This is a genomic window from Chromobacterium fluminis (genome assembly GCF_011602385.1).
In the GTDB taxonomy this organism is placed as follows: domain Bacteria; phylum Pseudomonadota; class Gammaproteobacteria; order Burkholderiales; family Chromobacteriaceae; genus Chromobacterium; species Chromobacterium fluminis.
On record NZ_JAAOMA010000015.1, the window covers coordinates 48494 to 63931 of the forward strand.

The window sequence follows — 15438 nt, forward strand, 5'->3', positions numbered from 1 at the left end:
CTAACCATGCTCGACATCAATCTGCTTCGCAACGACATCGAAGCCGTCGCCGCCCGTCTGGCCGGCCGCGGCTATGCCCTGGACACCACAGCCTTCAATCAGCTGGAATCCGAACGCAAATCCCTGCAAACCCGCATGCAGGAACTGCAAGCCAAGCGCAACGCCTCCTCCAAGCAGATCGGCGTGGCCAAGGGCAAGGGCGAAGACGTGTCAGCCATCCTGGCCGAAGTGGCGACGCTGGGCGATGAGTTGAAAGCCGCCGAACAAGGCTTCGACGCGGTGCAAAAGCAGCTGGACGCCTGGCTGATGTCCATCCCCAACCTGCCGCACGAATCGGTGCCGGCGGGCAAGGACGAAAACGACAATGTGGAAGTGCGCCGCGTGGGCGCGCCGCGCCAGTTCGACTTCGAAGTCAAAGACCACGTCGACGTGGGCGCGCCGCTGGGCCTGGACTTCGACACCGGCGCCAAGCTGTCCGGCGCGCGCTTCACCGTGCTCAAGGGCGACATCGCCCGACTACACCGCGCCATCGCCCAGTTCATGCTGAACACCCATACCGGCGATCACGGCTATATCGAGCATTACACCCCCTACATCGTCAATGACAGCGCGCTGCTGGGCACCGGCCAGCTGCCCAAGTTCGCCGAGGACATGTTCAAGGTGACCAAGGGCGGCGAAGAAGGCAATGTGGACCAGTACCTGATCTCCACCTCGGAAATCACCCTGACCAACACCGTCAGCAACAGCATCCTCAAGGTCGAGGAGCTGCCGCTGAAACTGACCGCGCATTCGCCCTGCTTCCGCTCCGAAGCCGGCAGCTACGGCCGCGACACCCGCGGCATGATCCGCCAGCACCAGTTCGACAAGGTGGAAATGGTGCGCATCGAGAAGCCGGAAGACTCCTACGCTGCGCTGGAGGAAATGGTCGGCCACGCCGAAAACATCCTCAAGGCGCTGGAACTGCCCTACCGTGTGATCACGCTGTGCACCGGCGACATGGGCTTCGGCGCCGCCAAGACTTACGATCTGGAAGTCTGGCTGCCGGCGCAGAACACCTATCGCGAAATCTCCAGCTGCTCCAACTGCGAGTCCTTCCAATCGCGCCGCATGATGGCGCGCTACAAGGACGAAAACGGCAAGAACCAACTGGTGCACACGCTGAACGGCTCCGGCCTGGCGGTGGGACGCACTCTGGTGGCTGTGCTGGAAAACTACCAGAACGCCGACGGCAGCGTGACCATCCCGGCGGTGTTGCGGCCTTACTTTGGCGGCCGCGACAAAATCGGCGGTTAAACTCGAGCCGGGCTTAAGTCCGACACAAGACAACGGCGCCCATTGCGGGCGCCGTTTTTCACATCCGCGCCGCCAGCAACGCTTCGAACTCCGCTCGCGGCAGCGGCTTGCTGAATAGATAGCCCTGGCCCAGCCGGCAGCCCTGCCGCAGCAGGAAATCACGCTGCGACTCCAGCTCTACGCCCTCGGCCACCAGTTCCAACCCCAGGCTGCGTCCTATCGAAATGATGGCGCTGGTGATGGCCGCGTCGTCGCCGTCATGGTGCAGGTCCATGATGAAGGAACGATCGATCTTCAAGCCCTTGACCGGCAGCCGCTTCAAATAGGACAGCGAGGAATAGCCGGTGCCGAAATCGTCGATGGACAAATAAACGCCCAACTCGCGCAGCCGCTGCAAAGCCTCCACCATGCCGCTATCCTCGTCCATCGCCACGCTCTCGGTAATCTCCAGCTCCAACTCGCCGCTATCCAGGCCATGCCGGCGCAGCGTGCACGCCACCGTGTCGGCGAAGCTGCCGTATTTCAGCTGGCGACCGGACACATTGACCGCGATGCGGCCGGGCTCCAGGCCCATGGCATGCCACTGAGCCCAGTCTCGGCAAGCGGTGTCCAGCACCCACTCGCCCATCGGCACCATCAGCGAGCCGTCCTCGGCGATCGGGATGAACTTGGCGGGCGCCATCAGTCCCAGTTCGGGATGACGCCAGCGCAGCAAGGCCTCGGCCCCTACCACCCGCCGCGTGGCCAATTCCACCTTGGGCTGATACCACACCTCCAGCTCCTCCTGCGCCAGCGCGCGGTGCAGGCTGTACTCCAGCTTCAGCCTCTCCATCGCCCGCGCGTTCATGTCCGAGGTGTAGAACTGGAAATTGTTCTTGCCGCGCTCCTTGGCCTGGTACATCGCCGAGTCCGCGTTCACCAACAGGGCGTCCGCGCTGACCCCGTCCTCCGGATACATGCTGATGCCTATGCTGGCCGAGATGAACAGCTCGTGGCCGGTCAGGCCGGACTGTTCGGTGACGCCGTCCAGCAACTGCTGCGCCAGCGCCGCCACCTGGGTCACCCGCTCCACCACCGGCAGCAGCAGGATAAACTCGTCGCCGGACAACCTGGCCACGGTGGAGTGCGGCGGCGCGTACTGCAGCAGCACCGAGGCGATGCGCACCAGCAATTCGTCGCCGGCATGATGACCCAGCGTATCGTTGACCAGCTTGAAGCGGTCTAGGTCGACGAACAACAGCGCGAATTGGGCCCGCGTCGGTTGCGCCCGCTCTATCGCCTCCTGCAGCCGTTCCAGGAACAGGGTCCGGTTGGGCAAGCCGGTCAAGGCGTCGTGATTGGCCAGAAAATGTAGCCGCTCCTCGGACTGCTTGCGCTGGGTGATATCGGAAAACACCGCCACGTAATGCAGGCATTCGCCGTCCGCGTCGCGGATGGCGGTAATGCTCAGGTGCTCGGTGTACAACAGGCCGCCCTTGCGGCGGTTGACCACCTCGCCCTGCCAGACCCCGTTCTCTTTCAGGCTTTGCCACAGCTTCTGATAGAAATCCGCCGGCTGCCGACCGGATTTGAGCAAGGCGGGCGTGCGGCCCAGGGCCTCCTGGCTGCTATAACCGGTGATGCGGCTGAACGCCGGATTCACCATCTGGATCACCCCGTTGCCGTCGGTGATCAGGATGCCTTCCAGCGTTGATTCGAACACCTTGTCCGCCAGCAGCAGGCTGCGCCGCGAATGCAGCAGCGCATCGTCGCGCTCGCGCAAGGCGGAATGCAGCTCCTGCAAAAACTCTTGTTCCACCAACTGGATGATGTCGCGGAACCCCAGCAACTGCAGCAGCCTTCCATCAGCGTCGTACACCGCCAGATGCCGAATCTTGTGCTGCAGGATCAACTGCCTGGCTTGCAACAGGCTGCTGCCCTCGCGCACGCCCAAGAGCGGCCAGGAGCAGGCTTCGGCCAGCGTCGCCGGGGCGCGTCCCTCGGCCAGTAGCCTCAATAGATCGCGCAAGGTCAGGATGCCGTAGTCCCCGTTGTCGAAACTCACCGCCAAAGCCGTGGCGCCTTGACGCCGCATCAAGGCCAGCGCCTCTTCAGGCGAGCCCTGAGCGCCCAGCAAACATAAGGGCGCGGCACGGTCCGCCACCACCCGCCGCACGCTCAGAAAGGATTCGCTGCCCTGGCTCAACACGATATCGGTCAGTGACACCACGCCGCACATCTCGCCAGCCTGTTCCACCAGCGCATGGCGGATGCCGCGTTCGCGGAACAGGACCACCGCCTCGTTCACCGGTAGATTATGCGGCAGCACCACCAAGGGCGTACTCATCGCGCCGCCCACCGGCCTCATGCCGACCACGCCGTCCAACCGGTCCAGCGCCAACGCGTCGGCTTCGGTCCAAATCCCCAGCGGTCGTCCCGCCTCGTCCTGCACCACGATGGAACCGCAGCCCGCCAGCAGCATGCGCCGCGCCGCCTCCGCCAGCGACGTATCCGCCGCGCACGCCAGGATATCCGGGGTAGAGATTTCTTTTATACACTGTTTTAAGCAATACATTAACAATCCAACCCGGGCTATTCACGGAAAAATTCCAAATGGCATTATAACGATGCAAATCGCCGTCATGTAGTCGGATTGCAACAGCCCCGCCCCGCAGCGGCATCTAGGCTTCTTGTCGCCCCTCAGGTCCCACCGGCTTATTCCTTAAGGCATTCCTTTTGCATTCAGTAAATCGTCAAATACTCATATACATGATCTAGGACAAGGCGCGATGCGGAGCGCGGCTGCTAGGCTGACGACAGAATCGGCGAATTTAAACTCGCCACGAAAATGACAAAGGTATTGCGCAGCGCAGCAAATGCACTTTTTGGAACGGCGGCAATGCGCATAGTCAGCCCAACCACCCACACAGCGACACAAGCACCATGAGCCAACAACGCATCCACCTATCGGTTCAGGGCCGGGTTCAAGGCGTCGGCTTCCGTCCCTTCATCTGGCGCACGGCCAGCGAATGCGGCCTCACCGGCTTTGTCCGCAACAGCGGAGAAGGCGTCACGCTGGAACTCCAAGGCGATGCGCAGGCGCTGAGCGCCTTCCGCCAGGCCCTGCGAACCCGCCTGCCGCCGCTGGCCCACATCGACGCGCTGCAGGAACGCGACATTCCGCTGCGCGACACAGAACAGCGCTTTCAAATCGAGGAAAGCAGCGGCGCGGTCACCCACGCCAGGCTGCCGGCCGACGTCGCCACCTGTCCGCGCTGCGTGGAAGAACTGTTCACTCCCGGCGACCGCCGCTACCGCTTTCCTTTCATCAACTGCACCGATTGCGGGCCGCGCTACACTGTCACCCACCGGCTGCCCTACGACCGCGCCAACACCAGCATGCTGGCCTTTCCGCTGTGTCCGGTCTGCCGCCAAGAATACCTTGACCCGAACAGCCGCCGCTTTCACGCCGAACCCACCGCCTGCCCGGTGTGCGGCCCCAAGCTGCAGCTGACCGACCGCTTTGGCCAGAGTCTGAACGGCGACCCCATCGTGGGCGCGGTGCAAATCCTCAATATGGGCCGCAGCATAGCGATGAAAGGCCTGGGCGGCTTCCATCTGGTCTGCGACGCGGCCAGCCCGGCGGCGGTGGCGCGGCTGCGCCAGCTCAAACACCGTCCCGGCAAACCGCTGGCCATCATGGCCTTGAACGTGGAGTCCATTCGCGCGCTCTGCCACGTCAGCGAAGAAGAAGCCGCCTGGCTGCAACGCCCGGAGCGCCCCATCGTGCTGCTGAACAAAAAACCCGAAGCCGACCAACTGCTGCCGGACATTGCGCCCGGCCTGTCGGCTCTGGGCGTGATGCTGCCCTATACCCCGCTGCAATGGCTGCTGTTCCACGAAGCGCTGGGCCGTCCGCCCGGGACCAGTTGGCTGCGTCAGCCCTGTTCGCGGCTATGGGTGATGAGCAGTGCCAATTTGTCCGGCGAACCTATCGTCACCGGCAATCAAGAGGCGCGCGAACGGCTGAATCAGGTAGCCGACGTCTTTCTGCTGCACAACCGCGCCATCGTCACTCGTTGCGACGACAGCGTGGTGTCGCTGGAGCGGCGGCGGCCGCTGCTGTTCCGTCGCGCGCGCGGCTTCGTGCCGGACCCGGTGCCGTTGGCACTGGACGGCCCGCCGGTGCTGGCGCTGGGCGCCTATATGAAGGCCACCGTCACCGTATTGCGCGGCAAGGACGCCTTCGTGTCGCAATACATCGGCGCGCTCAACCACCCGCTAACCTGCGAGGCGCTGCAACAGGCGGCCGATCACTTGCTCGACCTCACCGGCGTCGCTCCGCAGGCGGTGGCTTGCGATCTGGAAACCGGTACCTACTCCAGCCTGCTGGCCGAACACCTGTCCAAACAATGGGAAGTGCCGCTGATCCGGGTTCAGCACCATCACGCCCACCTGGGCGCGGTGCTGGCCGAACACGGCGTGGCGGAGCCGGCTTTGGGCCTGGCGCTGGACGGCTACGGCCTGGGGCACAACAACGGCGCCTGGGGCGGTGAAATGATGCTGGTGGACGGCGACAGCTGCGAACGCATCGGCCATATCTCGCCGTTGCCGCTGCCTGGCGTGGGACGCAGCCGGCTGCCGCCCTGGAAACTCGCCGTGGCCTTATGGCAAACCCTGGACCTGGGACCGCTGCCGCCTCGGCTGGCATCCCAGCCCGGCGCTCAACAATTGGAGAAGCAACTCTCTATCCGCCGAGACTGCCAGGACAGCACCAGCTTGGGCCGCTGGTTCGGCGCCGTCGCCGGCCTGACCCGCCAATGCGGGGTGGAAACCTTCGAAAGCGAAGCCGCGCAAAGACTGGAGGCTCAGGCCGAACCCGCGGAGCCGCTGGCCGGCGGCTGGCGCACCCAAGCCAATCTGCTTGACCTGACGCCGCTGGCGCGCCATCTGTGTCAACTGGACGACGACCAAGCCATCGCCAGCCTATGGCACGCCACATTGGCCGCCGCGCTGGCGGACTGGGCCATCAAGGCGGCGCGCACCACCGGCACCCGCATCGTGGCGCTGGCCGGCGGCTGCTGCGGCAATCGCCAGTTGATGGCGCAACTGCTGCCGCGGCTGGAACAGGCCGGCCTGCGCCCGCTGACCGCGGAACAGCTGCCGCCCAACGACGGCGGCCTGAGCCTGGGCCAAGCCTGGGTGGCGCGCCAGCGCCTGCTGCGCCGGAGCTGAAATGACAACGGCGCGTCGCCCAAGGGCGACGCGCCGCGCATACCGGCTCTTGTCGGCGGATCAGGACGATAGGCGCTCGCCCCATAGATCGTGCTCGCTGCAATCGACGATCTTCACCGAATAGAACTCGCCCGCGCGCATGCCAGCGGCGTCCTCAACGAACACCAGACCGTCGATCTCCGGCGCATCCGCGTAGCTGCGGCAAATCGCCGTGCCTTCGTCGTCGATCTCGTCCACCAACACCTGCATGGTCTGGCCGACTCGGCGCTCCAGGCGACGCGCGCTGATTTCTTCCTGCACCGCCATAAAACGCTCTTTGCGCGCTTCCTTCACCTCTTCCGGCACCGGGTTCGGCAAATCGTTGGCAGTCGCGCCTTCCACCGGCGAATAGGTGAAACAGCCGACGCGGTCCAGCTCCGCCTCGCGGATGAAGGTCAGCAGTTCTTCGAAGTCCTCCTCGGTCTCGCCAGGGAAGCCGACAATGAAGGTGGAGCGGATCACCAGTTCCGGGCAGATCTCGCGCCACTTCTTGATGCGCGCCAGCACATTGTCGCTATTGGCCGGACGCTTCATCAGTTTCAGCACCTTCTGGCTGGCGTGCTGGAACGGGATGTCCAGATAGGGCAGGATCTTGCCGTCGCGCATCAGCGGAATCACCTCGTCCACATGCGGATACGGATAGACGTAGTGCAGACGCACCCAGATGCCGTGGCGGCCCAGTTCCTCGCACAGCTCGGTCATCCGAGTCTTCACCGGACGACCGTTGTGGAAGCCCAGCTTGTACTTGGTGTCCACGCCGTAAGCCGACGTGTCCTGCGAGATCACCAGGATTTCCTTGACTCCGGCCTTGGCCAGATTCTCCGCTTCGCGCAGCACATCGTGAATGGGCCGGCTTTCCAGATCGCCGCGCATGGACGGAATGATGCAGAAGGTGCAACGGTGATTGCAACCTTCGGAAATCTTCAGATACGCGTAATGCTTGGGCGTCAGCCGCACCCCGATGTCCGGCACCAGATCGACGAAGGGATCGTGCGGCTTGGGCAGATGGGCATGCACCGCGCTCATCACCTCGTCGGTGGCGTGCGGGCCGGTCACGGCCAAGACCGACGGATGCGCGTCCCGCACCACGTCGCCCTTGGCCCCCAGACAGCCGGTGACGATGACCTTGCCGTTCTCGTTCAAGGCTTCGCCAATCGCGTCCAAAGACTCGGCCACGGCGGAATCGATGAAACCGCAGGTGTTGACCACCACCAGGTCGGCGCCGGCGTAGCTGCCGGAAATATCGTAGCCTTCGGCGCGAAGGCGGGTCAGGATCTGCTCGGAGTCGCTGGAGGCTTTGGGACAGCCCAGCGACACGAAGCCGATACTTGGAATCTTGTCTGCCATGATGATGGCCTTGCTGAAGAAAAACGCGAGAGTATACAACGATTTGACAGGCGATGCGCAGCGTTGCGAGGGGTTGGGCTCGCGGGCTCGTTGATTCGTTTTCGCCGGCCCCGCGCCGGGCAGGATGCGGACGCCGGCAAGCAACGCTCCCCTTTCAGACCTCACTTGATAGTAAAATCCGACGCCTCCATATAGGCCAGAGCCCGTCAACCCCTCACACCATACCAATATGAAAATTCTCGTTTCACGCATGGAGTCCCTGATTTTCGCCAGCCGCTGGCTGCAGGCTCCGCTCTACCTTGGGCTCATCGTCGCCCAAGGGGTGTATGTCTACAAGTTTCTGCTCGAACTGATCCACTTGGTCGCCGACGCCTCCAGCATGACGGAAACCCAGATCATGCTGATCGTGCTGGGCCTGATCGACGTAGTGATGATCGCCAATCTGCTGATCATGGTGGTGGTGGGCGGCTACGAGACTTTCGTCTCCAAGATCGACAGCCTGAACACCCACGAGGACCGGCCGGAATGGCTGTCCCATGTCAACGCCGGCGTGCTGAAGACCAAGCTGTCGCTGGCGCTGATCAGCATCTCCTCCATTCACCTGCTGAAAACCTTTATCAGCGCGTCCAATCTGGGCAGCCCCGGCAATCCGCTCACCGAACAGGGCGTGATGTGGCAGGTGGTGATCCACTGCACCTTCCTGCTGTCCGCGCTGGTGATGGCCTGGACCGACAAGCTAATGCAAAGCAAGCACTAGGAACCGCGGAGCGGCGCGCGATACGACGCTAAAACGGCGTCGTCAAGCGCAACGCCTTGTCACGCCTTGGCTCACAAAACGTAAACAGACGGGCTCAGTCCAAGCGTTCGGCGCAGTAAAAAGCGCCGGGCACCGGACACCCCGCCTCCTCCCGCAACATCATGTCCTGTCGTTCCATCAGCAGCAGCCCGCACGCCGCCAGTTGCGCCTCCACCCAGTCCGGATCATGCAGATAGCGCCCGCAGGGCTGCAGCTGGTGGCCTTCGGGCAAGGGCCGCGGCGCGCGCTCGATGCTGAACAGCAACAGGCCGCCCGGCTTGAGCGCGCGCGCCATCCAGTTTAAGGCCGGCCCCAAATCGCCAAAATAGCTGAGAGTATCCAGGCAGCAGATCAAATCGCGAGCCGGAGGCTGCTCCATCAGGAATTCGATGATGTCGCCTTGAGTCAAGACGTCGTACACGCCCTTGTCCACGGCGCGCCCCAGCATCTCGCCGCTGAGATCCACGCCCTGCAAACGGCGTGCGTACGGCCGCAGCGCAGCGCCGGCCAACCCGGTGCCGCAGCCCAGATCCAGCGCGTCCAGAGCGGCCGTTGGCGGCCCCAGTCGCTTCAGGCATTGCGCCAACCACTGCGGCCCCTGATAACGCAAGCTGGCCAGGGTCGCGTCAAACGCCTCGGCGTTGGCGTCGAAAGTCCGCCGGATGAACTCGGGACTACATTGCGGAGGCGGCTCCGCTCCGCCGCAGGCGGCAAGCAGATGCAAGGCAACCGGATCGTCCGGCGCCTGCGCCAGCCAGACGCGCAGCAGGGCCAAGGCTTCGTCGCGCCGGTCCAACTCGCAATAGGCCTCTATGCGCGCAATCGGCCCATGCTCGGCCGGCCGCGCCACGATGCCCAGCGCGTTGTGGCGCCGCGCCTCGGCATGGCGTTCCTGGCGCAAATACAGTCCGGCCAGCAGAAAGTGCGCGTCGGCGCAGGCCCCGTCCACCGCCAGCGCGTGCCGGCAAGCCCGTTCCGCGGCGGCCAAATCATCGTCCTGCTCGCAGGCGGCGGCCAGGTTGGTCCAATACATGGGCTGTCCGCCGTCCAGCTCCGCAGCCGCGGCGAAAGCCCGCCTCGCGTCGCCCGCGCGCCCCTGACGCGCCTGCGCCATGCCCAGGCTGAAATACCAGTCCGCATGGTCTGTTTCCGCAGAAATCGCCTCGCTCAACAAAGATTCAGCCTCCTCAGGACGCTGCGTCTGCAGCAACAGGAAAGCCAGGAAGGATTTGGCGGCGGCGCAAGCCGGCCAATTGAACAAGCAGGAGCGATAACGCCGCTCTGCCTCCGCCCAGTCTCCCTCCAGGTGACTGCGCTGCGCCTCTCGCAAGCAGGCGTTCAAGGCCTCGGCGGACATGTCGCGGCACCTTGCCGGCCCAGCCGGCTCGAATCATCCATTGAGAACAGGGAAAAACGAAACGCGGCGAACGCCGCGCGAGAGAAAGAGACGCCGTCAACGGCGGCCGGCATCCAGCATGCGGGGATAAGCATGGCAAGCTCTCCGGGGGAGCGGCGGATGGAAACGGACAGGCGGCCGTTCCAACCGGCCGCCTCTGTTCAATCTTTGGTGCGCTTAGCGAAGCTTCGGAAAACACATGCGCTTTCCGACCCCGTTTTTAACGTCGCATCGCCAAAGCGCGGCAGATCCTAAACAGGTTTTTAGGACGGGTCTTTGTCGTCCTCGCCGTCCTGCTTGTAAGCCGGGAAGCCGAAGCCGCCAAACAGCTGCTTGGTCTGTTCCTGCATCCGGTTCTGCATATCCAGGAACATGCTGGTGCTCTGCTCCATGTAATTGGCCATCATGTTCTGCACTGCCGGCCCCTGAAATTTCATGAACTCGCCCCACAGATTAGCGTTCAACATGGTGTTGTCGCCGTAAATCGCGCGGGTTTGTTCCTGCATCTTCTGCTGCAGCTGGGCGAACAGTTGCAGATTGTTCTCCAGGAAGGGCCCCATCATGCCCTGCATGGCCTGGCCGTAGGAGCGGATGAACTGGGTCAGCACCTCGTAGCTGAACATCGGCATGCCGCCGTTCTCCTCCTCTAGGATGATCTGCAACAGCACACTGCGGGTGATGTCCTCTTGGCTCTTGGCGTCGACGACTTGAATATCCACATTATCAAGCACCAATTGCTTCACATCCCCCAAGGTGATGTAGGAACTGGTGGCGGTATCGTACAGCCGGCGGTTCGGGTACTTTTTGATGACCCGCTTTTCAACACTCATGTAACGCTCCCGGTTTATTTTGGTACGGTGTGCCGTGTGCCGGCAATTTATCATAAATACAACACGCTAGAGTAAATCTTCAGTCAATGCTCCCAATTTTGCTGCAATGCATGATACATTTAGTCGTCATTGTGCAGTGCAAAATTTTTGATTCAGACTATCTCCTTTAAGGTCTCACCCCACAGCCGAGGAATACATTATGTCCATCAGCAATGAGCAACTGAACAAGCTGTCCCTCAACGGTCTGGAAACCATTTTCCGCTTTTCGCAAATCACTCTGGATAGCGCCGAGCGCCTGGTCAAGCTGAACCTGGAAATCTCCAAGCAGTCGCTGGAAGAAAACGTCAAAATCGCCAAACAGCTGAGCGGCGTGACCGACCCGCAAGAAGCGGTCAGCCATCTGAACAAGCTGGCCACCCAGAACATCGACACCGCTCTGGCCAACTCCCGCAATCTGTACGACATCGTTTCCTCCGCTCAAAGCGAACTGACCAAGCTGGCCGAAGAAAATCTGGGCAGCTTCAACAAGTCGTTGATCGGCGCGATCGAGTCCGCGGCCAAAAACGCCCCGGCCGGCTCCGACGCCGCGCTGAACGCGGTGAAAAGCTCGGTGGCCGCCGCCGCCGCCGCGGTCAACACCTTCAGCAAAGCCGCCCAGCAAGTGGTGGAGTTCACCGACAGCAGCGTAAAGGCCGCCACCAGCGCCACCGCCGATGCCGTGAAGACCGCCAGCAAGCGCGCGCCCACCGCTTAAACGCAGTTTGAAGGCTAAAGCACAACCCCGTCCAGCCGACGGGGTTTTTCTTTGCCTTGCGCCGGAGGATGGCATGTGAGCGGCGACAGGTTTACAATCTGCGCCTTAAGCACGTTTCAGGAAACCAATTAGGTTCAGCGCATGAAAATCAGCAGCAATTTTGACGCCGGCAGCATCGAGATCGTCTCCGCCGACAACTACGAAGACATCCAACTGCGCATCCGCCGCGACAATGCGGCCGAATTCGCCCAGTGGTTTTACTTCCGCGTGCAAGGCGCCGCTTATCAGCACTGCACCTTCAACTTTCTGAATGCCGGCGAAAGCGCTTATCCGGATGGCTGGATCGACTACCAGGCGATGGCCTCCTACGACCGCATCAACTGGTTCCGCGTGCCCACCCACTACGAAAACGGGGTGATGACGATAGATCACGTGCCTTTGTCCGGCAGCATCTACTACGCTTATTTCGAACCCTATTCCTACGATCAGCATCTGAACCTGATCGGCCAGGCGCAAGGCTCCGGCCTGTGCCAGGTCAGCGATCTGGGCTTTACCGTGCAGCAGCGCGACATCAATCTGCTGACCATAGGCCACGAGGTGGAATCGGATCTGAAAATCTGGATCATCGCCCGCCAGCACCCCGGTGAAACCATGGCTGAATGGTTCATCGAAGGCCTGCTCAATCGCCTGCTGGACCCGCAAGACCCCACCAGCCGCGCGCTGCTGGACCGCGCCACCTTCTACGTGGTGCCTAACATGAACCCGGACGGCTCGGTGCTGGGCAATCTGCGCACCAACGCCGCCGGCGCCAACCTCAACCGCGAATGGGCGGCCCCCAACGCGGAGACCAGCCCGGAAGTGCTGGCGGTGCGCAACAAGATGCAGGAAACCGGCGTGGACCTGTTCCTGGATATCCACGGCGACGAGAACATCCCCTATGTGTTCCTGGCCGGCACCGAGGGCGTGCCGTCGTGGAACGAACGCCTGGAGGCCCTGGCCGACCAATTCCGCCACCACCTGCTGCTGGCCAGCCCGGACTACCAGACCGAGCACGGCTACCCACGCAACGCGCCGGGCAAGGCCAATATGACCATCGCCACCAACTGGGTGTGTGAAAACTTCGGCTGTCTCGCCTTCACGCTGGAAATGCCGTTCAAGGACAACGCCAATCTGCCGGACGACGACTTCGGCTGGAGCGGACAACGCAGCCTGCGCCTGGGCGAGGCGGCCTTGTCGCCCATCTATGCGATTGCGCAGAACCTGCGCGCCTGAGAACCACCAGGCCGAAACCAAAAAAGCCACGGATCACCGTGGCTTTTTTCATTTCCATTGCCGCTTAAACGTGATCCAGCAATTGCAGCGGATGATCAATGGCGATGTCGGCGCCCCACTCCGCCGGCCGGTCGCTGTCGGCGATGTAGCCCCAATTGGCCAATACCGTTTTCATGCCCACGCTGCGGCCGGCGGCGATGTCGCGCTCGGCGTCGCCCACGTACAGGCAATGCTCGGGCTCGACGCCGATCTGATCGGCCGCATAACGCATCGGCCGCGGGTCCGGCTTGGGCACGCCCACGGTGTCGCCGCTGACCGTCACCGCCGGCGCCGTGATAAAAGGCAACGACGGCACCAAACGGTCGGTGAAGCGCATCGGCTTATTGGTGATGATGCCCCACAGCAATCCCTTGTCCATCAAGCCCTGGATCAGGCCGTTGACGCCGTCGAACAACACAGTCTCGTCGGCGAAGCTGTGCTCGTAATGATCCAAGAAGCGCAAGCGATACTCCTCGAAACGAGGATGTTCGCGGTCGATGCCGAAACCCAGGCTGACCAGCCCGCGCGCGCCGTGACTGGCGATGGGCCGCACCGCCGCGTACGGCTGCGGCGGCAGGCCTTCCTCGGCCAACAGGCGGTTGAGCGCGGCGCCCAGATCGCGCGCGGTGTCGGCCAAGGTGCCGTCCAGATCGAATAGAACTGCCTTGATCATGATTCGCTTCAATGAAGGAGCGCGACGTCAGGCTGCCGACCACGAGCAGCCCGCCGGCCCGATTCAACGTATGGTCTTGCCCAGAAACAGCTTGTAGGCCGGATTCTGGGTTTCCTCAACATAGGGGTAGCCCAGATTATCGAGGAAGCGCTGGAACTCGGCGTCGTCGCTGGACGGCACCTGAATGCCCACCAGCACGCGGCCGTAATCCGCGCCGTGATTGCGATAATGGAACAGGCTGATGTTCCAGTCCACGCTCATCGCCTCCAGGAAACGCATCAGCGCGCCGGGGCGATCAGGAAACTCGAAGCGCAGCACCCGCTCGTCCTTCAACTGCGGCGCGTGGCCGCCCACCAGATGGCGGATATGCAGCTTGGCCAACTCGTTGTCGGTCAGATCAATGCTCTCCAACTCGTGAGCGTTCAGGCTGGCGAGTATGCCCTCCAGATCCGGCTTGCCGCTGATCTGCACGCCGACGAAAACATGAGCGGTGCCTGGATCAGCGAAGCGATAATTGAACTCGGTGATGTTGCGGCCGCCGATCACGGTACAGAAGCGCTTGAAGCTGCCCGGCTTTTCCGGAATGGTCACCGCGATGATGGCCTCGCGCCGCTCCCCCAGCTCGGAACGCTCGGACACATGGCGCAGGCGATCGAAATTCATATTCGCGCCGCAGGAAATCGCCACCAGAGTCTGCTCCACGCAGCCTTCCCGCTCCACGTAAGCCTTGGCGCCGGCCACCGCCAAGGCGCCCGCCGGCTCCACGATGGAGCGGGTGTCTTCAAAAATGTCCTTGATCGCCGCGCAGATGGCGTCGGTGTCCACGAGGATGATCTCGTCCAGCAATTCGCGACAGATACGGAAGGTCTCCTCGCCCACCAGCTTCACCGCCACCCCGTCGGCGAACAAGCCCACGTCCTTCAACTCCACGCGCTCGCCCTTGGCGATGGATTGACGCATCGCGTCGGAATCCACCGGCTGCACGCCTATCACCTTGATCTCCGGCTTCAGCCGCTTGATGAAGCTGGCGATGCCGGCGGCCAGGCCGCCGCCGCCGATGGCGACGAAGATCGCGTTCAAGCCGTCCGGATGCTGACGCAAAATCTCCATGCCTATGGTGCCCTGGCCGGCGATCACATCCGGATCGTCGAACGGCGGAATATAAGTCATGCCGTTTTGCGCCGCCAGCGAGCTGGCGTGATGGAAGGCCTCGTTGAAGGAATCGCCATGCAGCACCACCTGGCCGCCGTATTGCTTGACCGCGTCTATCTTGATCTGCGGCGTGGTCACCGGCATCACGATGATGGCTTCGCAACCCAGCCGGCTGGCGGACAAGGCCACGCCCTGCGCATGGTTGCCGGCGCTGGCGGTGATCACGCCGCGCGCGCGCTGCTCCGCGCTGAGCTTGGCCATCTTGTTGTAGGCGCCACGCAGCTTGAAAGAGAACACCGGCTGCAGATCCTCGCGCTTGAGCAGAATCGTGTTGCGATAGCGGCGCGACAGATTGGGCGCCAACTCCAGCGGCGTTTCGATGGCGACGTCGTAAACCCGCGACGTCAGGATGCGTTCCAGATAGTCTTGCTTCTCTTGCATGGCAAAGCCTTTGTCCCGATCATTATTTTGCTTGAACTGCCAGAGTAGCAGGAACTCCAAGCAGACGGGAAGCCTTGATAATATTGGATTGTTGCATTGCGGTATCGCAACGGCTCCGCCTGCCCCGCTCGCAGAAAATCGCCACTTCGCGGCAACCGGACGGCAATCCGCGTGTATAATCAACGGCTACTA

General features: G+C 62.6%; 11 protein-coding genes. 5 read left to right on the top strand and 6 right to left on the bottom strand.

Translation table 11 applies throughout. The annotated features are described in order from the left end of the window. The first annotated feature begins 6 nt into the window (after positions 1-6). Positions 7-1293, top strand: a complete 1287-nt coding sequence (gene serS, locus HA052_RS12260) for a serine--tRNA ligase (protein ID WP_166452140.1) — start codon at positions 7-9, stop codon at positions 1291-1293. A 58-nt stretch (positions 1294-1351) separates the two neighbouring features. On the opposite strand, the gene HA052_RS12265 is transcribed toward serS, so the two are convergent. Continuing rightward, positions 1352-3847, bottom strand: coding sequence for an EAL domain-containing protein (locus tag HA052_RS12265; protein WP_081550981.1), 2496 nt, complete (start codon positions 3845-3847; stop codon positions 1352-1354). A gap of 368 nt (positions 3848-4215) precedes the next feature. On the opposite strand from HA052_RS12265, the gene hypF reads away from it, so the two are divergent. Continuing rightward, positions 4216-6507 (top strand): carbamoyltransferase HypF, encoded by a 2292-nt coding sequence (gene hypF / locus HA052_RS12270; protein ID WP_166452141.1) that lies wholly within the window; start codon positions 4216-4218, stop codon positions 6505-6507. Between the two features lie 60 nt (positions 6508-6567). On the opposite strand, the gene rimO is transcribed toward hypF, so the two are convergent. Then, a complete protein-coding gene (gene rimO, locus HA052_RS12275) occupies positions 6568-7893 on the bottom strand; it encodes a 30S ribosomal protein S12 methylthiotransferase RimO (RefSeq protein ID WP_166452142.1) in 1326 nt (441 codons plus the stop codon). Between the two features lie 229 nt (positions 7894-8122). Between rimO and HA052_RS12280 the strand changes: the two genes are divergently transcribed. Continuing rightward, complete coding sequence (locus HA052_RS12280; RefSeq protein ID WP_081550985.1) at positions 8123-8650, top strand: TIGR00645 family protein; 528 nt, start codon at positions 8123-8125, stop codon at positions 8648-8650. Between the two features lie 94 nt (positions 8651-8744). On the opposite strand, the gene HA052_RS12285 is transcribed toward HA052_RS12280, so the two are convergent. Together HA052_RS12285 and phaR are read right to left on the bottom strand one after the other, a co-directional pair. Further along, positions 8745-10046 carry a tetratricopeptide repeat protein gene (locus tag HA052_RS12285; protein ID WP_166452143.1) on the bottom strand — a complete coding sequence of 434 codons (1302 nt, stop codon included), beginning with the start codon at positions 10044-10046 and terminating at the stop codon, positions 8745-8747. 302 nt (positions 10047-10348) lie between these two features. Continuing rightward, entirely contained in the window at positions 10349-10915 is a 567-nt protein-coding gene (gene phaR, locus HA052_RS12290; RefSeq protein ID WP_081550989.1) for a polyhydroxyalkanoate synthesis repressor PhaR, read from the bottom strand. 199 nt (positions 10916-11114) lie between these two features. Between phaR and HA052_RS12295 the strand changes: the two genes are divergently transcribed. Then, the gene (locus HA052_RS12295; RefSeq protein ID WP_019101299.1) at positions 11115-11669 is read left to right on the top strand and encodes a phasin family protein; all 555 of its coding nucleotides are present in this window, start codon (positions 11115-11117) and stop codon (positions 11667-11669) included. 141 nt (positions 11670-11810) lie between these two features. Continuing rightward, positions 11811-12941, top strand: a complete 1131-nt coding sequence (locus tag HA052_RS12300) for a M14 family metallopeptidase (protein WP_166452144.1) — start codon at positions 11811-11813, stop codon at positions 12939-12941. Positions 12942-13005: 64 nt separating this feature from the next. On the opposite strand, the gene HA052_RS12305 is transcribed toward HA052_RS12300, so the two are convergent. Beyond that, positions 13006-13653: an HAD family hydrolase gene (locus HA052_RS12305; protein WP_166452145.1), complete on the bottom strand. Its 648-nt coding sequence runs from the start codon at positions 13651-13653 to the stop codon at positions 13006-13008. Positions 13654-13716: 63 nt separating this feature from the next. Further along, positions 13717-15246: a threonine ammonia-lyase, biosynthetic gene (gene ilvA / locus HA052_RS12310; RefSeq protein ID WP_166452146.1), complete on the bottom strand. Its 1530-nt coding sequence runs from the start codon at positions 15244-15246 to the stop codon at positions 13717-13719. Between the last annotated feature and the right edge of the window lie 192 nt (positions 15247-15438).